Annotated in this window: 16 protein-coding genes; 12 read left to right on the top strand and 4 right to left on the bottom strand. The window is 62.5% G+C overall.

Features of this window, described 5'->3' with window-relative positions; genetic code table 11:
* Window position 1: 1 nt before the first annotated feature.
* Together gmd and LOY52_RS27120 are read right to left on the bottom strand one after the other, a co-directional pair.
* Window positions 2-970, bottom strand: a complete 969-nt coding sequence (gene gmd / locus LOY52_RS27125; protein WP_007960806.1) for a GDP-mannose 4,6-dehydratase — start codon at window positions 968-970, stop codon at window positions 2-4.
* Complete coding sequence (locus LOY52_RS27120) at window positions 967-1,881, bottom strand: GDP-mannose 4,6-dehydratase (RefSeq protein WP_258677461.1); 915 nt, start codon at window positions 1,879-1,881, stop codon at window positions 967-969. Before LOY52_RS27120 ends, gmd begins: the two co-directional genes overlap by 4 nt.
* 427 nt (window positions 1,882-2,308) lie before the next feature.
* Here LOY52_RS27120 and LOY52_RS27115 point away from each other — a divergent pair, with 427 nt between their 5' ends.
* The 7 genes from LOY52_RS27115 to LOY52_RS27085 are packed head-to-tail and all read left to right on the top strand — an operon-like array spanning window position 2,309 to window position 11,425.
* The gene (locus LOY52_RS27115) at window positions 2,309-3,919 is read left to right on the top strand and encodes a glycosyltransferase (RefSeq protein ID WP_258677460.1); all 1,611 of its coding nucleotides are present in this window, start codon (window positions 2,309-2,311) and stop codon (window positions 3,917-3,919) included.
* Complete coding sequence (locus tag LOY52_RS27110; protein WP_258677458.1) at window positions 3,913-5,217, top strand: glycosyltransferase; 1,305 nt, start codon at window positions 3,913-3,915, stop codon at window positions 5,215-5,217. Before LOY52_RS27115 ends, LOY52_RS27110 begins: the two co-directional genes overlap by 7 nt.
* Entirely contained in the window at window positions 5,214-6,092 is an 879-nt protein-coding gene (locus LOY52_RS27105; protein WP_258677456.1) for a bifunctional 2-polyprenyl-6-hydroxyphenol methylase/3-demethylubiquinol 3-O-methyltransferase UbiG, read from the top strand. Before LOY52_RS27110 ends, LOY52_RS27105 begins: the two co-directional genes overlap by 4 nt.
* Window positions 6,089-7,243 (top strand): acyltransferase, encoded by a 1,155-nt coding sequence (locus LOY52_RS27100; RefSeq protein WP_258677455.1) that lies wholly within the window; start codon window positions 6,089-6,091, stop codon window positions 7,241-7,243. Before LOY52_RS27105 ends, LOY52_RS27100 begins: the two co-directional genes overlap by 4 nt.
* Window positions 7,237-8,064: a class I SAM-dependent methyltransferase gene (locus LOY52_RS27095; protein WP_202369261.1), complete on the top strand. Its 828-nt coding sequence runs from the start codon at window positions 7,237-7,239 to the stop codon at window positions 8,062-8,064. The genes LOY52_RS27100 and LOY52_RS27095 overlap by 7 nt, the downstream gene beginning before the upstream one ends.
* 48 nt (window positions 8,065-8,112) lie before the next feature.
* Window positions 8,113-9,306 (top strand): DUF3142 domain-containing protein, encoded by a 1,194-nt coding sequence (locus LOY52_RS27090; RefSeq protein ID WP_258677450.1) that lies wholly within the window; start codon window positions 8,113-8,115, stop codon window positions 9,304-9,306.
* Window positions 9,293-11,425 (top strand): hypothetical protein, encoded by a 2,133-nt coding sequence (locus tag LOY52_RS27085; RefSeq protein WP_258677449.1) that lies wholly within the window; start codon window positions 9,293-9,295, stop codon window positions 11,423-11,425. The genes LOY52_RS27090 and LOY52_RS27085 overlap by 14 nt, the downstream gene beginning before the upstream one ends.
* Here LOY52_RS27085 and LOY52_RS27080 read toward each other — a convergent pair.
* The gene (locus tag LOY52_RS27080; RefSeq protein WP_258677447.1) at window positions 11,422-12,051 is read right to left on the bottom strand and encodes a LysE family translocator; all 630 of its coding nucleotides are present in this window, start codon (window positions 12,049-12,051) and stop codon (window positions 11,422-11,424) included. The two genes, LOY52_RS27085 and LOY52_RS27080, sit on opposite strands and share 4 nt — an antisense overlap.
* A 144-nt stretch (window positions 12,052-12,195) precedes the next feature.
* Here LOY52_RS27080 and LOY52_RS27075 point away from each other — a divergent pair, with 144 nt between their 5' ends.
* Window positions 12,196-12,669: an Lrp/AsnC family transcriptional regulator gene (locus LOY52_RS27075; protein WP_007960832.1), complete on the top strand. Its 474-nt coding sequence runs from the start codon at window positions 12,196-12,198 to the stop codon at window positions 12,667-12,669.
* A 35-nt stretch (window positions 12,670-12,704) separates the two neighbouring features.
* Here LOY52_RS27075 and lpdA read toward each other — a convergent pair whose 3' ends face one another.
* Window positions 12,705-14,105, bottom strand: coding sequence for a dihydrolipoyl dehydrogenase (lpdA, locus tag LOY52_RS27070; RefSeq protein ID WP_258677444.1), 1,401 nt, complete (start codon window positions 14,103-14,105; stop codon window positions 12,705-12,707).
* Between the two features lie 210 nt (window positions 14,106-14,315).
* Between lpdA and hflK (LOY52_RS27065) the strand changes: the two genes are divergently transcribed.
* The 4 genes from hflK (LOY52_RS27065) to LOY52_RS27050 are packed head-to-tail and all read left to right on the top strand — an operon-like array spanning window position 14,316 to window position 20,285.
* Window positions 14,316-16,280, top strand: coding sequence for a protease modulator HflK (gene hflK / locus LOY52_RS27065; RefSeq protein WP_258680083.1), 1,965 nt, complete (start codon window positions 14,316-14,318; stop codon window positions 16,278-16,280).
* Window positions 16,277-17,323 carry a protease modulator HflC gene (gene hflC, locus LOY52_RS27060; protein WP_258677442.1) on the top strand — a complete coding sequence of 349 codons (1,047 nt, stop codon included), beginning with the start codon at window positions 16,277-16,279 and terminating at the stop codon, window positions 17,321-17,323. Before hflK (LOY52_RS27065) ends, hflC begins: the two co-directional genes overlap by 4 nt.
* Window positions 17,320-18,381 carry a protease modulator HflK gene (gene hflK, locus LOY52_RS27055; protein ID WP_258677439.1) on the top strand — a complete coding sequence of 354 codons (1,062 nt, stop codon included), beginning with the start codon at window positions 17,320-17,322 and terminating at the stop codon, window positions 18,379-18,381. The genes hflC and hflK (LOY52_RS27055) overlap by 4 nt, the downstream gene beginning before the upstream one ends.
* Complete coding sequence (locus LOY52_RS27050) at window positions 18,378-20,285, top strand: heavy metal translocating P-type ATPase (protein WP_258677437.1); 1,908 nt, start codon at window positions 18,378-18,380, stop codon at window positions 20,283-20,285. The genes hflK (LOY52_RS27055) and LOY52_RS27050 overlap by 4 nt, the downstream gene beginning before the upstream one ends.
* The last annotated feature ends 60 nt before the right edge of the window (window positions 20,286-20,345 follow it).

The raw sequence follows: 20,345 nt of genomic DNA, 5'->3' as shown, positions 1-20,345 counted from the left end.
CCTACTCCTTGGCGACGCGTTTCATGTCCGCATCCATCATCATGCGGATCAGGGTGTCGAGGTCGGTCTTGGGTTTCCAGCCGAGCACGCGCTGGGCCTTGGCCGGGTTGCCGAGCAGCACTTCGACTTCGGCCGGGCGGAAGAACGCCGGGTCGATCTTCACGTAATCGCGGTAGTTCAGACCTACGTGATCGAAGGCGATGCGGCACATTTCGCGCACGGTGGTTGTGACGCCAGTGGCGACCACGAAATCGTCAGGCTTGTCCTGTTGCAGCATCAACCACATGGCTTCGACGTAGTCGCCGGCAAAGCCCCAGTCGCGTTTGGCGTCGATGTTGCCCAAGGCCAGTTCCTGCTGCTTGCCCTGTTTGATGCGGGCGGCGGCGTCGGTGACCTTGCGGGTGACGAATTCGATGCCGCGCAGGGGGGATTCATGGTTGAACAGAATGCCGCTGCTGGCGTGCAGGTCGAAACTTTCGCGGTAGTTGACGGTGATCCAGTGGCCGTAGAGTTTGGCCACGCCATAGGGGCTGCGTGGATAGAACGGGGTGTTCTCGTCCTGCTGTTCAGCCTGAATCAGGCCGAACATTTCGCTGGTCGAGGCCTGATAGAAACGCGTGTGCGGGCTGAACTGGCGGATCGCTTCGAGCAGGTGGGTCACGCCCAGGCCATCGACGATGCCGGTGGTTACCGGTTGATTCCAGGACGCGGCGACAAAGCTTTGCGCAGCCAGGTTGTAGACTTCGTCCGGTGCCGACTTGATCACCGCGCGCTGCACCGAGCAGGCATCGGCCATGTCACCGTCCAGGTAGACGATGTCGCCTTCGACGCCCATCTCGCGCAAGCGCCAGCGCGAATCGCTGCTGCGCCGTGCGACCAGACCGTGAACCTTGTAGCCCTTGTCGAGCAGCAGTCTGGCCAGATAAGCGCCGTCCTGGCCGGTGATCCCTGTGATCAGTGCACTTTTCATTCTTGTCGTACTCGCTGCTCCCAGTCGGACAGGATCGCCCGCAGGGATTGTTGTGTTGTAATTTTCGGCGTCCATCCCGTGGTTTGGGCGAGCCTTGCGTGACTGCCGCAAACGCGGCGCTGATCCGCACGGCGCATGCGCGCCGGATCCTGCACCAGTTGCAGGTCGACCTCGGCCAGGTCGCCCAGCTGTTCGATCAGACTGCGGATGCTTTGCTCGCGGCCCGAGCAAATGTTGTAGACCTGCCCCGGCGTACCCTTTTCCAGCAGAGCGAAATACGCCGAGATCACATCGCCGACATCGAGGAAATCGCGCGTGACGTCAATGTCACCGACTTCCAGTTGCGCGGCTTGCAGGCCCTGTTTGATGCGGTTGATCTGGCGTGCAGCACTGGCGATGACAAAGTTGTCTTTCTGCCCGCTGCCGATATGGTTGAACGGCCGCGCCACCAGCATCGGCCAGCCTTCACTCAGGCCCCATTGCAGGCAGAGAAACTCCGCCGACAGTTTGCTCACGGCGTAGGGATTGCGCGGGCAGGGCGGTTGCAGTTCAGTGATGGGCAGGGCGCTTTCGGCAACCTGACCATAGACGTCGCCGGAGCTGACATACAGGAAAGTCCCCTGAAATCCGCGCGCCTTGAGCGCCTGTAACAGATTGAGGGTACCAAGCAGATTGATTTCGAGCGTGCGGGCCGGATCGCGGAAGGCTTCGGGAACGAAGGTCTGGCCGGCCAGATGAATCACCGCGTCGGGCAATTGTGGCCACAGGTCGACGAGGCTGGCAGGTGCCGTGAGATCGTAGGGTGCAGCGGCAGGCAGCAGTTCCCATGTCGAGTCAGGCTGAGCCAGACGCGACTGGAGATGTTGTCCCACGAATCCACTGAGGCCCGTGATGAACAGACGCTTTTTCAAACAGCGACCCCTTGGTCTTTAACTTTCGCCACTTTCCCACAGGCTTTGAGGAGAAGTCTGTCAGGCCGGATGAAAAGACCGACATGACGGCAGGCGAAGTCGTTGTTGTAGTTGTTTGTTACCAATCTGTGCCAAATGCGCAGCAATTTCAACAGCGCAAACCGTGACCGGTCAGTTCTCGTCAGCGTAGCCCGATTTATTCTCGTCGGGCGGTTCCCGGATTCGCGACGGATGTGTTTAGAATGGCCCTCGTCGCCATCTCCCCAGGTTCGCCGGGGTTGTTGCGCAACAGGGTGAAACCAGCCACTAAAACAAGAACGAAGACGAGCTCCATGACGAAGGACGAGCAGCGGTGATCCCGACTCGCTCCAGCGCTTGGCCGTCATAGCGTGAAACTGCCGGGATGGTGGTTTCACCGTGGGATGCCATGAATTTCATTCTTTACTCGGACGTCAACGATCGCTCCATCAGCCAGAGCCTGGGGCGTCCGGAATACAGCTATTACTTCGTGCTCAAGGCCTACCGTCCTGTGCTGGAAAGCCTTGGGCAAGTGCACGTGGTGTCGTCGGCGGCCGAAGTCGACCCGTTGTACCGCCAGTTGCAACTGGCCGGTCAGGATTGTCTCTTCCTTTCGTTCGCTCCGCCGCATAAAACCCCGACCGACCTGCAATGCCCGGTGGTCTGCGTGATTGCGTGGGAGTACGACTCGATCCCGGTCGCCCCTCGCGAAGAAGACGCTCACCATGACTGGAGCCAGATCCTCGCGCGTCACGGTCGGGCGATCACCTTGTCCAGCCACACGGCACAGGCCATTCGCCGGACCATGGGCGAAGATTTTCCGGTCCTGGTGTTGCCGACACCTTTGTGGGAAGGCTTCGCCGGGGTGCGCCGGCAGTTCCCGCCTGCTGCGGTGAACCCGGGCGCGGTGTTGCAGATCAAGGGCTGCATTATCGATAGTCGCACGCTCGGCTTGTCCGCCGATGGGCTGGTTGCGCCCGCAGCCGATGTGCAGGAGCCGCAGCCCGATGCGGTGGTGACGTCCGAATCCGCGCCACTGCCGCCACTGACCTTGCGCCGACGTGCGTTCATCACCAAACACTACCTGCGCGAAAGTTACCGGGCCACCGCGACGCCGAACGAGCACGGGCCGCTGTTTCTGCTCAAGCACAACGTACTGCTGTGGTATCGCGAAGCCGTTCGCGATTTGCTGCCGGTCGCTCTGCGCCGCCAGCTCTTCCGGTTGCGTACTCCAGCCCCTGAGCCGTTGCCGCCAGCGGTCAGTGTCGACGCACCGACAGTGGCCGAGCATCCACAGGCCTGCCTGCCGGACACCAGCGCCACGATCCAGGCCGAGGTCAGCGGCGTGGTGTATGTGAGCGTGTTCAACCCCGAAGACGGGCGCAAGAACTGGCATCACCTGATCACGGCTTTCTGCTGGGCCATGCGCGATGTCGAAGATGCCACGCTGGTGTTGAAGATGACGCAGAACGATCTGCCGACCTATTACGTGCACCTGATCACCTTGTTGTCGCAGTTGTCACCGTTCGCCTGCCGGGTGGTGGTCATGCACGGCTATCTGGAGGACGAAGAGTTCGCCAGGCTTTACGGTGCGGCCAGTTTCTACGTCAATGCGTCGCGCTGCGAAGGTCTTTGCCTGCCGCTGATGGAGTTCATGTCCTGCGCGCGTCCGGTGATTGCGCCGGACCATACGGCGATGCGCGACTACATCGACGAGCGCGTCGGTTTCATCGTCAAGTCCAGCCGTGAGCCGACCATCTGGCCGGATGATGTGCGGATCCTCTACCGCACTCTGCGCCATCGCCCGGACTGGGGCTCGTTGAAAAAGGCCTACGAGGACAGCTACGCCATGGCCAAGAACGATCCACAGGCCTATCAGGCCATGGCTCATGCTGCCAATGAGCGCATGCGCGAGTACTGCAGTTTTGCTCCGGTGCAGCAGCGTCTGGCGCAGTTTCTTCAATTGACGCCGAGTGCAACGCCGCAGCTGATCGCCGAGGCGGGGACTGCATCATGCTGATCATCATTCATTCCGAAACCAACAAGAGTAACATCCAGCAGAACCTCGGCCGGCCCGAATACAGCTACTACTTTGTCCTCAAGGAATTTCGCCCGGTGCTGGAGCGCCTCGGGCAAGTGATTGAAGTGAGTAACCCGGACGAGCTGGTCGATCGCCTGTACTTCGATTGCCTGAGCCGTGGCGAGGCGTGCGTGTTTCTGTCGTTCTCACCGCCGCATCGCACACCGATTCATTACGCCTGCCCGACCATCCCGGTATTTGCCTGGGAGTTCAGCACCATCCCCACCGAGAGCTGGCAGGGCGAGCCGCGTCACGACTGGCGCGTGGTGTTGAAAGCCTGCGGCATGGCGATAACCCATTCGAGTTTCACGGTGAACGCGGTGTGTGAGGTGATGGGCGCGGATTACCCGATCTGCGCGATTCCCGCTCCCGTGTGGGATCGCTTCGCCGCACGCGGTGCGCAGTTGCGCAAGCAGCCGGTGGTTGAAGCGGTGCAGTTGAAGTTGCGCGGCCTGTTGCTCGACAGCCGTACGGTGGATCTACGCGCGTACGGCCCGCCGGGGTTGTGCGAAGGCACGCCGCTGTCGTTTGCCGGGCCGCCGCAGGACTGCCAGTTGCAACTGGACGGCGTGGTCTACACCTCGGTGTTCAACCCGTACGACGGGCGCAAGAACTGGCAGGACATGATCAGTGCCTTCTGCACCACGTTCCGTGAGGTCGCCGATGCGACCCTGGTGCTTAAGCTCACGCACCATGACATCGCCAACGCCCTGAGCGACATGCTGCATCACCTGTACAAGAACCAGTCCTACCAGTGCCGGATCGTGCTGATCCACGGGTATCTGGCGGACGCCGATTATGAGGCGCTGGTGCAGGCCACCAGCTACGTGGTCAACAGTTCCTATGGCGAAGGGCAGTGCCTGCCGCTGATGGAGTTCATGTCCTGTGGCAAACCGGCCATCGCCCCGTTGAACACGGCGATGGCCGACTACGTCGACAGCGACAACGCATTCATCGTCGCTTCCACCGAGGAGCTGACGGCCTGGCCCCACGACCCACGCGCCGCCTACCGTACCCTGCGCTACATGACCGATTGGGACTCGCTGTGCGCGGCGTATCGCGACAGCTACGCGGTGGCGAAAAACGATGTCGAACGTTATGCGCGGATGTCCGGGCATGCCGTGCACAACCTGCAGAAATTCTGCAGTCAGGCCAGTGCCGAAGAGCGTCTGCGGACATTTTTTGACCAGCGCGCGCAAGCCCTCAAAGCGTTGTCCGTGGAAGCCGCGAGCGCATGATTCGGCGCCTGTTTGCACGCTTGCGCCCGGCACCCTTGCCTGTCGCACCTGAGCCGCCCGGCCGGGTTTCGCCACGGGACGTGGGGTTGCATGACGCGATTCTCGACGGCTGGTTTTTGCAAGGCAGCGGCGAGTTGCTCAAGGGCTTCGCGATCACGGCTGACGACACCTTGCTCGACGTCGGTTGTGGCGAGGGCGTGGCGACGCTGTTCGCGGTGCGACAGGGCGCCTCGGTAATCTTCACCGACAGCGAACATGCCAAGGTCCGCGATCTGGCCCGGCAGGTTGAGGCGCAGAGCACCAAGCCGAATCTGGGGCTGGTCAGCAATAGCCTGCCTTTGCCGCTGGCCGCCGGTTGCGCGAGCAAAGTGGTGTGCATGGAAGTGCTGGAGCACATCGACCAGCCCGAACCGTTCATGGCCGAACTGGTGCGCATGGGCCGCCCGGGCGCGCAGTACCTGCTGAGTGTTCCGGCACCGGTAGGCGAGCACCTGCAACAGGGCATTGCCCCGGCCAGTTATTACCAGACGCCCAATCATGTGCAGATTTTCACCGAGCAGCGCTTTGCCGAACTGGTGGAGAACGCCGGGCTGGTGATCGAGCATCGACAGGCCAGCGGTTTCTTCTGGGTGATGGGCATGATCTTTTTCTGGGCCAGCGAGCGCGCTGCCGGCCGTGACCTCGGTGGCGCGGTACGCGACCGGATTCAGGCGCCGTACCCGCCGCTGATGGAGAGCTGGGCGCGCACCTGGCAAGACCTGCTGGCGCAGCCCGACGGTTTGGCGATCAAGCAGATGCTTGACCGCTTCATGCCCAAGAGCCAGGTGATCATCGCCCGCAAACCACTGGCTGGCGAAGCCCGGAGTCAGCCATGAGCGCCAGGCGGATCATGGACATCGAGGTGCTGCGTGCCATTGCGGTGCTTGGGGTGTTGTTCCATCACTTGCAGGGCAGTCTGTTCACCGACACGGTGCCGCTGCTGGAAAACATCCACGCCTGGGCGCAACCGTGGTGGGGCGTCGATCTGTTTTTCGCGATTTCCGGCTTTGTCATCGCGCGCAGCCTGATCCCCGCGCTGCAAGGCTGCACAACCCGTCAGGAGTACTGGCAGCAGACGCGCAATTTCTGGCTACGCCGGGTGTTTCGCCTGTTACCGTCGGCCTGGCTGTGGCTGGCGCTGATCCTCCTCGCGTGCGTGTTTCTCAACCGCTCCGGCGCCTTTGGCAGCGTGCACGCCAACCTGCAGGCGACGCTGGCGGGGGTGTTGCAGTACGCCAATTTCCGTTTTGCCGACAGCTTCTTTCATTACGAATACGGCAGCAGTTTCGTCTACTGGAGCCTGGCGCTGGAGGAGCAGTTTTACCTGCTGTTTCCGCTGCTGATTGTGCTGTGCCGCAAGCATCTGGTCTGGGCCCTGCTGGCGCTGGTCGCGGTGCAACTGTTCACCCTGCGCACGCCATTGCTGATGGTGGTGCGCACCGATGCGCTGGCGCTCGGCGTGCTGCTGGCGTTGTGGAGTGCGCAACCTTCTTACCAGCGCTGGCAGCCGACGTTTCTGCGGCGGCCGTGGGCCGGCGTGTCGGTGTTGATCGGCGTGGCGCTGCTGATGAGTTTCATGGCCACCGACCGTTTCACTTTCGCGCCTTATCGCATCGGCTCGATTGCCGTGCTCGGCGCGCTGCTGGTGTGGATCGCCTCGTACAACCGCGATTACCTGCTGCCGGCAGGCCACCTGCAACGGTTGATGGCGTGGATCGGCAGTCGTTCCTACGGCATTTACCTGATTCATATCCCGGCCTACCTGCTGGTGCGGGAGCTGATCTTCCGTTTGCAGGCTGCCGGTCTGCCGAGCCCGGCCGGGCACCCGATTCTCACCTTGCTGATCGCCTTCGGCCTGATCGTGCTGCTCAGCGAGCTGAACTACCGCTTCATCGAAATGCCGATGCGTAATCGCGGTGCTGCTCTGGTGCGGCGCCTCGATACGTCCCGAACCGCCGTTTCAACCCCCGGAGCCACCTCATGCTGAGCCTCTTGAAAAAACTCACGGCGGCGACGCCTGCACCGGCCCCCGCGCAACCCGTCGCCCCGGCAGCGGACAAGGTCGATCCGTACATGCTCGGCCTCTACGATGCCAAGCTCAGCGGCTGGTTCAACCAGGAGACCGGCGAGCTGTTCAAGGGCTTCCCGGTGACCGCCGATGACACCTTGCTCGATGTTGGCTGTGGTGACGGCGGCAACGTGCATTTCTGCGGCATGCGCGGGGCAAAGATCATCATTGCCGACATCGACGGCGCCAAGGTTGAGGCTACTCGCCAGCGCCTGAGCGATACCCCGGCGCGCAGCGTCGAGTGCCACGTCACCGACTGTAATCCGTTGCCGATTGCCGACGGCACCGCCACCCGCGTGGTGTCCACCGAAGTCATCGAGCACGTCGACGACCCGGCGCAGTTCCTCGCCGAGCTGGTGCGGGTCGGCCAGTCCGGTGCGTTGTATCTGCTGAGCGTGCCGCACCCAAGCTCTGAAGATTTGCAGAAGGACATTGCGGCGCCGGAGTATTTCCAGAAGCCCAACCACATTCGCATCATCAGTGAAGAGCAGTTCAAGACGATGGTCAGCGACGCCGGGCTGGAGCTCATCAGCCACAGCCAGTACGGTTTTTACTGGTCGATGTGGATGCTGCTGTTCTGGGAAGCCAAGGTCGATTTCAGCAACCCGGATCACCCGTTGCTCGAGCATTGGGCCAACACCTGGCAAGCGGTGCTCGATTCGCCCCGTGGTGCGCAGATCAAGCAGGCGCTGGATGCGGTGGTGGCGAAGAGTCAGGTGATCATTGCCCGCAAGCCTTGAGTGCTTTTGTGTAACCTTGCAGCCTGATGTCTCAGGGATCTGCAAGGTATGCGCGTTATCGTCGGGTTGTCGGCCATGCTGGCGGTGTTGTTGCTCTGTGCTTGTGAACGACAGGACGCAGCGCCACTCGATCAGCAACTCTACGTCTGGCAACGCCAATGGACGTCCGCCCATGAGCTCGCGCTGAAGGACAGCCGCAGCGACTTTTCGACCTTGCGCGTGCTGGCCTTGCAGGCATTCCCCAATGACGGCTGGCATCGGGCGCAAATCGATGCGCCGTTGCTCAAGCACGATGGCCGACTGGTAATCGCGGTGATTCGCCTTGACGGTCAGCTCAAGGCGCTCGATCAGCAGCAGGTGAGCGCACAGATCCTTCGGATGCTGGCTGACTGGCAAGCGCAGGGGCTGACCGTGAGCGGGGTCGAGATCGATCATGACGCCGGTAATGCGCGCCTGCCGGCCTATACCGATTTCCTTGTGAACCTGCGTGGCGCGTTGCCGGCCAGCCTGCCGCTGAGCATCACTGCGTTGCCGGCCTGGCTCGACAGTCCGCAACTGCCGGCGCTGCTGGCCAGCGTCGACAGCAGTGTGCTGCAGGTGCACGCGGTCAGCGATCCGCGTCGTGGTCTGTTCGACCCCGAGCAGGCGCGGCGCTGGGCCAAGGCCTGGGGTCAGGTGACCGACAAAGCGTTTTATCTGGCGCTGCCGGCCTACGGCGTGGCGCTGCTGCCGGATGCCGATGGCGCCCCGGTGGTGGAAAGTGAAGTGCCACTCGAGCGCGGCGGCCAGCGGCGCGAATTGCTCGCCGATCCGCAACAACTGAGCCGACTGGCCAATGACATGCGCGAGGATCGCCCGGAACATCTGGCCGGGTTGATCTGGTTTCGCCTGCCGCTACCCAATGATCGCCGCGCCTGGAGCCTGGGCACGCTGCGCGCCGTGGCCCGTGGCGATGCGTTGAGCAGCCAACTCGGTCTGACGTTCAGCGATCACGATGGTCTGCAGGACATCGCCCTGCGCAATATCGGTAACCTCGACAGTGCCTGGCCCACGCGCATCACCGTCAAGGCCAGCGCTTGCGAAGGCGCCGATGCGCTTGCCGGTTACTCATTGCAACAGAGCGCGGATCTGCTTACCTTCACCCGCCTGCGCGACGGTCGTCTGCCGGCGGGCGGACAACGCGCCATCGGTTGGGCGCGCTGTGCATTCATTGATCAAGGAGGTTCGCATGTTGACCCGTAACTGGCCCCGCCATCTGCTCTGCCTGAGCCTCAGCCTGCCGCTGGGTTCGGCGTTGGCCTGCGGTCCGGACTTTCCGATGCGCCTGCTCGACAATCGCGGGCAATCCCTGGCCGAGCTGCCGGAGGGCAACTTCAACTTCGAGATCAGCCGCCTCGGGAAAACCATTGCCGGGCTGAAGAATGTCACGGCGGCGACGCACAATCCCGACGATATGTACGGCGACGCAAGCGAGCCTGCTGCGCTTCGCGAAAAAGCCGAGCAGGTCGGTCTGAGCGCCGAGCAACAGGCGCTGGTCAAGCAACTGCGCGGTCTGAGCGATGCGCGTCAGGTCGAGGCACAGGGCGCCAGCCTGCCGGCGGAAATCCGTTTGTACGTGGCCGGCGCGGTGGCGTTTGCCACCGGCGATCATCCGCTGGCGATCGAATATTTCAACAAAGTGCTGGCGCTGCCGGCCGATCAGCGTCCGCTGCGCAGTACCTGGGCGGCGTATTCCCTCGGGCGTGCCTGGTTTGCCATGAGTGCCGAGGCGGGCGATGTCATCGAAGTGCTGGAGGACGCACGCGCAGCCTTCCGTCAGGCTCGACAACTGAGCATCGATGGCTTCAGCGACCCGCTGGAGCTGGGGGTGGCCAGCCTCGGTGAAGAGGCGCGGGTGCTGCGCAACGCCGGTGACTGGAACGGCGCCATCGAACTGTACGAAGCGCAGAACCTGCACGGTTCGGCCGTGGGTTACACCTCGCTGAAACAACTGATGAATGAGCTGGCCGAACTGCCCGAGCCGCAACTGGCGAAGCTGCTGGAACGCAAGGCCGTGCAGCAACTGGTCACCGCTTCGTTGATCAGCCGCATGGGCTGGTCATTCGACGAGCAACCGCCGAATGAGAAGAAACTGATCAAGCTGCTGCAGAACAGCACCCGTGGCAGCCTGGAAAACGCCGATCGACTGGCGGCGATGAACTATCAACAGGGTGATTACGCCAGCGCCAAGGCCTTCCTTGAAAACGCCGGCGACGGCGGATTGGCGTGGTGGCTGCGGGCCAAACTGGCAGTGCGTGACGGCGATAAAAGCGCCGCAGCTGCCGCCTATGCCAAAGCCGCGCAGGCGTTCCCGCAGAGCGAAGATTGGGGTTACCGACGCACTCCGGACTGGGACTTTGAAACCGTTCAGCCGAAATGCCGGGTCGAGGGCGAAAGCGCGATTCTCGCGCTGCAACGCGGCGAATACCTGCAAGCGTTCGTGCAGCTGTATCGCAGCAACAGCATCTATTGGTTCGACGCGGCGACGGTGGCCGAGCGCGTGCTGACGGTCGATGAGCTCAAGCGTTATGTCGATGACAACGTGCCGGCGCCGCCGGTGCTGACCCAGCAGCAGCGCGACAACTACGTGCCGCTGCCGGTCGCTGCCAGCCTGCGCAATCTGCTGGGCCGTCGCTTGCTGCGTGAGGGGCATTACGAGGAAGCGGTCGGCTATTTCGACAATCCCGATCTGCAGCACAAGGCCCGGCTCTACGGTGAGCAACGCATGAAGGCTGACGCTGCGTGGTGGCCGAGCAAACGCGCCAGCGCCTTGTACAATGCGGCGTGGACTGCGCGTGAATGGGGCATGGACATTCTCGGTTACGAGATGGCGCCGGACTACGCCACGTTTGGCGGTAGCTACAGCCTGGAAAACGCTGAGTTGAAAGTCGGGCCGCTGGTGACCGAGGCTGAAGTCCAGCGCCAGAAGGCCAGCCAGGCGCAGCCGGACGAGCGTTATCACTACCGTTTTGTCGCCACCGCGCTGGCCAGCCGGGCCGCTGATAACTTGCCGCACACCAGTCAGGCGTTTGCAGCGGTGCTATGTAACGCTGCGGGTTTCAACAGCAGCCTGGAAGAGCAGAGCGGGCTGTATCGGCGTTACGTCAATGAAGGCGCGTACGTGCCGTGGGCGGTGGACTTTGGCAATCAATGTCCTTACCCGGATTTCGAAAACGCCGACAAGCGTTACGTGACCCAGGTGACCGACGCTGTGCGCAATTCGTTGCGTCCGTACAAGTGGCCGGTGGTCGGTGTCTTGCTGTTGATCAGTGCTGGCGTGCTGGTGTTGTTCAGTCGTCGGCGCACGACCCGCAAACCCTAAGCCTGCTGGATAAACGTCAGGCGTACGGCGAAGCCGATCAACAGGCTGCCGAACAGCCATTGCTGAACGCGTTGGGCGGTTGGACTGTGTTGCAGCCAACGGCCCAGCGCCGCGCCGGTCAGGGCATAGGCACTGTCGAACAGCAGCCCGATGCCCACCAGCAACCCGCCGAGGGTGGCAAATTGGGTCAGCACCGCTGCGCCGTCATTGACGATGAATTGTGGCAACAAAACCGAGCAGAACAGCAAGGCCTTGGGGTTGAGCAGATTGGTCAGCAGGCCACGGCGAATAGCCTCGCTCCATTGTCCCTGGGTGTCAGTCACGGCAGCCGTATGCAGGTTCGGCAGCAAGCTGCTGCGCAAGCATTGAATGCCGATCCACAGCAGGTACGCCGCACCGGCCAGGCGCACCAGATCAAACGTCCACGGCGCCGCCTTGAACAGCGCCGCCAGACCCAATGCCGCCAATGCCACGTGACAGCCTCGGGCTATCGCCAGGCCAACGGCGGTTGCCAGCGCCGCACCGCGACCCTGGCGGGCACCGGTTTGCAGCAACAGAATCATGTCCGGGCCGGGCAACAGGAAGACCACCGCCAATGCCAGAAAAAACAGCCAGAAACTCGTCATGTCGCAGCCCTTTCGTTATCGATTCGGTGAGCAAAGTCTATGGCGCAAGGGCGGGGCAGGTGCTTGCGAAGTCAGCTTCAAAAACCCTTGGGATTGGCATAACCTGCTTTCTTTTTGCGCCTTGACCCGCAGGATCTGCCAAACATGAAACTCGACGCTTTTGATCGCAAGATTCTCGCCGCCCTGCAGCGCAACGGACGGCTGAGCAACGTTGAGCTGGCGGACGAGATCGGCCTGTCGGCGTCACCTTGCCTGCGCCGGGTGCGGATGCTGGAGGAGGCCGGGGTGATTCGTGGCTACCAGGCCAACCTCGATCGCGATGAAGTGGGACTGGGGCTGACGGTGTTTGTCGGGGTCAAGGTCGAGCGCCACAACGATGAGCAGGCCGAAGCCTTTTACGCGGCGGTCACGGCGCTGCCGGAAGTGATCTCGGCGTTTCTGGTGTCGGGGGAGTCGGACTTTCTGCTGCAGGTGGTGGTGCCGGATCTGCGCGCGTATGACCGCTTTCTCAGCGGCTGCCTGCTGAAGCTGCCGGGCGTGAGCGACATTCGCAGCAACTTTGCAATTCACACGGTGAAGACGCCGGGGGCGTTGCCGTTGGGGCATCTTCCGCTGTAGAGCGGGTTGCTCGCGAAGAGGTTGGCGGTCGACGGTTACATCTGCGTCGCCATCCCCTCGACATTCATCGCCGCCTGGCGCAGCGCCTCGGAGCGGGTAGGGTGCGGATGGCAAGTCAGCGCGATATCTTCGGCAGACGCACTGAACTCCATGGCCACGCAGTATTCACCGATCATTTCACTGACGCTCGGGCCGACCAGGTGCACGCCGAGGATCTCGTCCGTGCGTTCGTCGGCGAGGACTTTGGCGAAGCCTTCGGTCTCATGGTTGATCTTGGCCCGGCTGTTGGCGGTGAACGGGAATTTACCGACTTTATAGGTGCGCCCTTCAGCCTTGAGCTGCTCCTCGGTCTTGCCGACGCTGGCCAGCTCGGGCCGGGTGTAGATGACGTTGGGAATCAAGTCGTAATTGACCTCGCCGGCCTTGCCGACGATCTGTTCCACGCAGGCCATCGCTTCGTCTTCGGCCTTGTGCGCGAGCATCGGGCCGGATGTCACGTCGCCGATCACCCACACGCCGGTTGCCTCGGTGCGGTGCTGGCGGTTGGCGAGCATGCCGCGCTTGTCGGTGCTCAGGCCGACGTTCTCCAGGCCCAGGCCTTTGGTATACGGGCGCCGGCCAATCGCGACCAGCACGTAGTCGGCTTCGAGCAATTCAGCGTTGCCACCGGCGGCGGGTTCAACGCTCAGTTGCACGCCGTTGGCCGAGTGGGTGGCGCTGGTGACCTTCGAGCTCAATTTGAAGCTGATGCCTTGCTTGCTCAGCGCACGCTGCAGGGTTTTGCCGGCCTCGCCATCAACACCCGGGCAGATGCGGTCGAGGTATTCGACCACGGTCACCTGGGCACCGAGGCGGCGCCAGACTGAGCCCAGCTCCAGGCCGATCACCCCGGCGCCGATCACCACCAGATGCTTGGGCACTTCACTCAGCGACAACGCGCCGGTGGAGTCGAGGATGCGCTGGTTGTCGATCTCGACGCCGGGCAAGGGCGTGGGTTCGGAGCCGGTAGCGATGATGATGTCCTTGGCGCTCAGCTCGGTTTTGTTGCCTTGATCGTCGGTCACCGTGACTTTGCCCGGACCGTCGATGTGACCCCAGCCCTTGATCCAGTCGACCTTGTTCTTGCGAAACAGAAACTCGATGCCTTTGGTCAGGCCGCTCACGCTTTCGTCTTTCTGTTTCATCATTTGCGCGAGGTTGAGCGTGGGTTTGACCTCGATGCCGAGGTTGGCGAATTCCGCACCCATGGCCGCGTCGTACAGCTCCGAAGCATGCAGCAAGGCCTTCGACGGCATGCAACCGACGTTCAGGCAAGTGCCGCCGAGGGTGGCGCGGCCTTCCACGCAGGCTGCCTTCAGGCCCAACTGGCCGGCGCGGATCGCCGCGTTATAACCACCGGGGCCGCCGCCCAGAATGACCACGTCGTAGTTGCTCATGCTGTTGCTCCTCGTTGGGGATGCGGATCGCTAAAAGTAGTCGGTCGATAAAATTACGAACGTAATATGTGCGTTTCCGGACATTTCGGTCAAGGCTTCAGGCAAGCGACAGGTTGCGCATCTTTAGATAAGCGAATTTGTGTACGAATATTTCACGCTTTTCGTTATATCGTAACGATAAGACCGGTGAATCAATGGCTTTGGGGTGATATGCAAGTCGATCTGAATGTCGATGGCACGCAAGTGACCGGGTTGCCGCGCTTTCAACAGGCGGCCGCGCAGGGGCGACGCTTGCGTCGTCTGGCCATCGGCCTCGGCGGATTGGCCGGGGCAGGGTGGCTGCTGGCGTTGTTTGTCGAGCTGTTTGCCGCGCAATCGATCTGGCCGGCGCTGCTGGTGAATCTGGGTGCGGCGTTGCTGGTGCTGGTCGCCGGCCTGCAGTCGGCGTGGTGGGTGACGCAATGGCGTGCAGGGGTGATTGACCCGCCGATATCGGTGGCGCTGACCGAGGAGCTCGAGTCAGTAGCGCCTGACGGCTGGTACGAACGGATGCTGGAGCGATTGAGTCAGCGCGGCCTGCACCTGCTCGGTCAGATTGGCGCGGCCACGTTGTGGCTGGGCGGCTGGTCAGTGCTGATTGTGCTCGCCATCGGGCAGGTGTGGAATCTGACGTTGCCTGCCGCTGCGGTCGGGGTGTCGGCGACGGTGGGTGCCGCGCTGATGTTGCTGTTGGGTTTCGGCTTGCTGGTGCTGGAGCGGCAACTGGCACAGGAGAATCCGGCGCAGTGGCCGGAAGCCGGGTCTCTCGCGCAACTGGCGCGGGTGGCGATCATCAGTCTGGTACTGGGCGCGTTGTGCCTGCTGTTCGCCAGCGAGGCTTCGGTGTGGCCCGTGCGCCTTGCGGTATTGATCGGGATCTTGCCGGGATTGGTTGCGATCGAGTTGCTATTGCGCGCAGTCCTGTCAGTTTTCAGCCCTCGACGGGAGCAGCTAGAACCGACCCTGCTGGCGCGCAGTTTTGTTGCCGATATGCTGCGCTGGCCACCGCAGCCGTTGCTTGCCTTGCAGCACGAATTGCACAACCGTTTCGGCATCGATCTGCGTCAGATCTGGGCGTTCAGCTACATGCGCCGGGCCTTTCTGCCGGTGCTGGCTCTGGTCGCCGCGATCGGCTGGTTGCTGACCGGTATCCACGAAATCCCGCTGCAAGGGCGCGGTATCTACGAGCGCTTCGGCAAGCCGGTGCAAGTGTTCGGTCCGGGATTGCACGCCGGTCTGCCGTGGCCATTGGGCCGTGTATTGAACGTCGAGAATGGCGTGGTGCATGAGTTGGCGACCAGCGTCGGCGATGCTCCTGCCCCGACCCAGGCTGATCCTGCCGAAGGCCCGGCGCCGATGGCCGCCAACCGCTTGTGGGATGCCAGCCACGTCAACGACAAATCCCAGGTGATCGCCAGCAGCCGTGGCGATCAGCAGAGCTTTCAGATCGTCAACATGGACGTACGCTTCGTTTATCGCATTGGCCTGGGTGATCAGGATGCGTTGGCCGCCACTTACAACAACGCTGATGTGCCGACGCTGATCCGCAGCACCGCGAGCCGGATTCTGGTGCACGATTTTGCCTCGCGCACCCTCGACGGTTTGCTCGGTGCTGACCGGGTAGGGCTGGGCGAAGAAATCGGCCGCGCAGTGCAAGGTGATCTACAGAAACTCGACAGCGGTGTGGAGATTCTCGCCACCGTGGTCGAAGCAATTCATCCACCCGCCGGCGCCGCCAATGCTTATCACGGCGTGCAAGCCGCGCAGATCGGCGCGCAGGCGTTGATCTCTCGTGAGCGCGGTGCTGCGGCAGAAGCCAGTAATCAGGCGCAGTTGCAGGCCAGTCTCGCCCGCGATCAGGCGAGTGCCAGCGCCCGTGAAATCAATGCGACGGCGCAGGCGGCAGACCAGAAGTTCAACGCTGAGCAGAAAGCCTATGCCAGCGCTGGCCAGGCATTCGTGCTCGAGCAATATCTGAGTCAGCTCAGCCTGGGTCTGAGCAAGGCCAAATTGTTGGTCCTCGACCACCGTTTAGGCGGCAGCAGCAATGCGCCGACCATCGATCTGCGTACGTTCACGCTGCCGGCTGATCCGACGCCTGCGCGCACCACCGCTCAACCAGGAGTTGCCCATTGAGCCAGTCGCACACTCACGATTCGCATGACCACAGCGGCCACGATCACGGCCACGCCGGGCATCACCATCATCATGGGCATCATCACCATCACCACGGTGCGCCGGAAGAGGCGGGGCCATTCCCGTGGCGGCGGATGAGCTGGGCGTTGTTGCTGGTGGGGTTTGCCATCGCGGCGGCAAGCCTGGTCCAGGTGCGCTCGGGCGAGGCCACCGTCATTACTCGTTTCGGTAATCCGTCGCGGGTACTGCTTGAGCCTGGTTTGAGCTGGCGCTGGCCGGCGCCGTTCGAAGCGGCGATCCCGGTGGATCTGCGCCTGCGTACCACCTCGAGTGGGTTGCAGGATGTCGGCACCCGCGACGGTTTGCGCATCATCGTTCAGGCCTACGTGGCGTGGCAGGTGCAGGGCGACCCGGACAATGTGCAGCGTTTCATGCGCGCGGTGCAGAACCAGCCGGACGAAGCGGCGCGGCAGATTCGCACCTTTGTCGGCTCGGCGCTGGAGACCACCGCCAGCAGTTTCGACCTGGCGGATCTGGTGAACACCGATGCCAGCAAAGTGCGTATTGCCGATTTCGAAGCGCAACTGCGTCAGCAAATCGACCAACAGTTGCTCGCCACTTACGGTGTGCGCGTGGTGCAGGTGGGCATCGAACGCCTGACCTTGCCTTCGGTCACGCTCACCGCCACAGTCGATCGGATGCGCGCCGAGCGTGAAACAATTGCCACCGAACGCACCGCCATCGGCAAGCGAGAAGCCGCGCAAATTCGTTCCGCCGCCGAGCGCGATGCGCGAATTGTCCAGGCCGATGCCACGGTGAAGGCCGCAGAAATCGAAGCACAGTCGCGGGTCGAAGCCGCGCAAATCTACGGCCGTGCCTACGCTGGCTCGCCGCAGTTGTACAACCTGCTGCGTTCGCTCGATACCCTCGGCACTATCGTGACGCCGGACACCAAGATGATCCTCCGTACCGACGCCGCGCCATTCCGCGTTCTAGTAGACGGCCCGCCGAATGTCGAAAACAAATCCGGATCGCAGCCATGAGTGATGAAGTTCCACGTGGAACACATTCGTTGAGCAGTCCGTGGATTCAAGCCGGACGTCTGGCGTTTTTCGCCTTATATGCGGTGACGGTATTGGCTGCGTTGGCGTGGGCATTTTCCAATGTGCGGCAGATTGATCCACAAAATCGCGCGGTGGTCTTGCACTTTGGCGCACTGCAACGCATCCAGAATGCCGGGCTGTTGCTGGCCTGGCCGCAGCCGTTCGAGCAGGTGGTTTTACTGCCGGCGGCGGATCGGGTCATCGAGCGCCGAGTGGAAAACCTGCTGCGCAGCAGTGAGGCGATCAAGGCTGATCGTGTAGCAACCTTCGCCACGCCACTGAGCGATGCACTGGCCGGTTCCGGCTATTTGCTGACCGGCGACGCCGGCGTGGTGCAACTGGATGTGCGGGTGTTTTACAAAGTCAGTGATCCCTATGACTTCGTCCTGCAGGGGGAGCATGTGCTGCCGGCACTGGATCGGTTGGTCACCCGCAGCGCTGTGGCCCTGACCGCTGCTCGTGATCTGGATACGATTCTGGTCGCTCGGCCGGAGTTGATCGGTGCCGATAATCAGGCGGCCGAACGACGCGAGCGTCTGCGTGGTGATCTGGTGCAAGGCATCAACAAGCGTCTGGCTGAACTGAAGGCGAGTGGGCAGGGCATCGGCATCGAAGTGGCGCGGGTTGACGTTCAATCGAGTCTGCCCGATCCGGCCGTCAGCGCTTTTAATGCGGTATTGACCGCCAGTCAGCAAGCTGACAAAGCCGTCGCCAATGCACGCACTGAGGCGGAAAAACTCACCCAGACCGCCAACGAACAAGCCGACCGTACTCTGCAAGTGGCCCATGCTCAGGCCGGCGAACGGCTGGCAAAAGCCTCTGCCGACACTGCCACGGTAATGAGCCTGGCCAAGGCGCAACAACAGGGCACCGACCCGCAGATGCTCCTGCGTCTGTACCGCGAACGCATGCCGAAAATTCTTGGTCAGGCCGGTTCGGTGACCACGGTCGATCCGAAAGACGATTCCCGCCTGATCATTCAGGGAGCCAGTAAATGACTGCGACCACCGCTGCACCGAGCCTGTTGTCCTCGGCCGAACAGCGCCGCGCTGCTCGCCAATTGACTTTGGCAATGCTCGCCTTGGGCTTGCTCGGCCTCGGTTTGATCTGGCGCTGGATGGTGCCGGAGCAAACCGGTGTCAGTCAGTTGCTGCTGGGTTTCGCCTCCTTATTAGTAGCGGTGCCGGTGATGCGCTCTGCTTGGTACAGCTTGCGTTATCCGAGCCTGCACGGCATCACCGATCAACTGATTGCCCTGGCGATGCTCGGCGCCTGGGCGACCGGCGATCTGCTGACCGCCGCGCTGCTGCCGATCATCATGATCTTCGGCCACGTGCTGGAAGAGCGCAGCGTGATCGGTTCGCAGGAAGCGATCCACGCCCTCGGCCAATTGACCCGCAGCCACGCACGCAAGATTCAGGCAGATGGCTCGATCATCGAAGTCGATAACGGCACGCTCAAACCCGGTGACACGGTAGAGGTGCGTGCAGGAGATCGCGTGCCGGCGGATGGCCGAGTGCTGTTCGGTCAGGCCAGCCTCGACACGGCCTCGATCACCGGCGAGTCGGTGCCAGTGGAAACGGCAGTGGGCATGACGGTGTTTGGCGGCGCGATCAACCTCGATGGCTTGCTGCGCATCGAGGTGACCCGCACCGGTGATCAATCGACGCTGGGCAAAGTCATCGCGTTAATGCAGAACGCCGAGCGTTCGAAGCCGCCGATCACCCGTCTGCTTGAACGCTATGCCGGCAGCTATATGGTGCTGGTTTTACTGTTGGCGGCGGTGACGTGGTTTGTCACCCATGACGCGCAGGCGATGCTCGCGGTGCTGGTGGCGGCATGTCCCTGCGCCTTGGTGCTGTCGGCACCGGCCACGGCAATTGCCGGAGTGGCGGTGGCGGCGCGCCACGGGATTCTGATCCGCAGCTCGGCGTTCCTCGAAGAGCTGGCCGATCTCACCTCGCTGGTGGTCGACAAGACCGGCACCCTGACTTACGGCACCTTGCGTTTGCAATCGATCAACAGCCTGCGTCTGGAAGCGTCTGCGGTGATGGCACTGGCGGCCAGTCTCGGCGCGGCCAGCAGCCACCCGGTCAGCCGTGCGCTGGCAGGATTGGTCAGTCAGGAACAGAGCCTGGCGCTGACGGACATTCACGAACGCCAAGGTCTGGGCGTCGTGGCCATGACCGCGCAGGGCGAGGCGGCGCTGGGGCGTCCCGAACTGTTCACGCAACTGGGTATCGTCACCACCCACGTACCCGAACATGACGGGCCGATTGCCGGGTTGGCGTTAAACGGCGAGTTTGTCGCTTGGCTGCTGCTGGCCGACAGCGTCAAACCGGAGGCGCGTTTTGCCCTCAATGAATTGCGTGAACTGGGCCTGGGCCGTCAGTTGCTGCTGACTGGCGACCGCCAGAGTGTCGCGCAGACGCTGGCCCGCGAAGTGGGTCTGCAAGAGGTCGAAGCCCAGGCGTTGCCCGAGGACAAACTCAACCGCGTGCTCAAGGAAATCGACAACGGTTTCCGGCCGCTGGTGGTGGGTGACGGCATCAATGATTCGCTGGCGCTCAAGGCCGGCGTGGTGGGTGTGGCGATGGGTGCCGGCGGTGCCGACATTGCGCTGGCCTCGGCGGATATCGTGTTGATCGGCAGCGACCTGCGCCGTCTGGGCACCTGTGTGCGCCTGAGCCGCCAGTGCCGCAAGACCTTGCAGGTCAACGTGATCATCGGTCTGGGCTGGACGCTGGCGATCGTGGTGTTTGCGGCATTCGGTTGGCTCGGCGCGGCCGGAGCGATGATCGCCGCACTGCTGCACAACCTCAGTACGTTACTGGTGTTGGGCAATGCCGGACGGCTGCTGCGGTTTCAGGAGCCATTGCTCAAGCTCAAGGATGATCACTGAAGCGAGTTTCAGCGAACTGTGCGCCGAATCGGTAGTCATCTATGTAGAAGGCGCACACTT

Source organism: Pseudomonas sp. B21-051 (genome assembly GCF_024748795.1).
Lineage (GTDB): Bacteria > Pseudomonadota > Gammaproteobacteria > Pseudomonadales > Pseudomonadaceae > Aquipseudomonas > Aquipseudomonas putida_A.
The sequence above is the reverse complement of the archived record's forward strand: the minus strand, read 5'-3'. Positions and strand labels throughout refer to the sequence as shown.

Excerpts from the sequence above, each read along its gene's own strand:
- gmd (WP_007960806.1), bottom strand. The coding sequence starts at position 970 with ATGAAAAGTGCACTGATCACAGGGATCACCGGCCAGGACGGCGCTTAT.
- LOY52_RS27115 (WP_258677460.1), top strand. The coding sequence starts at position 2,309 with ATGAATTTCATTCTTTACTCGGACGTCAACGATCGCTCCATCAGCCAG.
- LOY52_RS27110 (WP_258677458.1), top strand. The coding sequence starts at position 3,913 with ATGCTGATCATCATTCATTCCGAAACCAACAAGAGTAACATCCAGCAG.
- LOY52_RS27105 (WP_258677456.1), top strand. The coding sequence starts at position 5,214 with ATGATTCGGCGCCTGTTTGCACGCTTGCGCCCGGCACCCTTGCCTGTC.
- LOY52_RS27100 (WP_258677455.1), top strand. The coding sequence starts at position 6,089 with ATGAGCGCCAGGCGGATCATGGACATCGAGGTGCTGCGTGCCATTGCG.
- LOY52_RS27095 (WP_202369261.1), top strand. The coding sequence starts at position 7,237 with ATGCTGAGCCTCTTGAAAAAACTCACGGCGGCGACGCCTGCACCGGCC.
- LOY52_RS27090 (WP_258677450.1), top strand. The coding sequence starts at position 8,113 with ATGCGCGTTATCGTCGGGTTGTCGGCCATGCTGGCGGTGTTGTTGCTC.
- LOY52_RS27085 (WP_258677449.1), top strand. The coding sequence starts at position 9,293 with ATGTTGACCCGTAACTGGCCCCGCCATCTGCTCTGCCTGAGCCTCAGC.
- LOY52_RS27080 (WP_258677447.1), bottom strand. The coding sequence starts at position 12,051 with ATGACGAGTTTCTGGCTGTTTTTTCTGGCATTGGCGGTGGTCTTCCTG.
- LOY52_RS27075 (WP_007960832.1), top strand. The coding sequence starts at position 12,196 with ATGAAACTCGACGCTTTTGATCGCAAGATTCTCGCCGCCCTGCAGCGC.
- lpdA (WP_258677444.1), bottom strand. The coding sequence starts at position 14,105 with ATGAGCAACTACGACGTGGTCATTCTGGGCGGCGGCCCCGGTGGTTAT.
- hflK (WP_258680083.1), top strand. The coding sequence starts at position 14,316 with ATGCAAGTCGATCTGAATGTCGATGGCACGCAAGTGACCGGGTTGCCG.
- hflK (WP_258677439.1), top strand. The coding sequence starts at position 17,320 with ATGAGTGATGAAGTTCCACGTGGAACACATTCGTTGAGCAGTCCGTGG.
- LOY52_RS27050 (WP_258677437.1), top strand. The coding sequence starts at position 18,378 with ATGACTGCGACCACCGCTGCACCGAGCCTGTTGTCCTCGGCCGAACAG.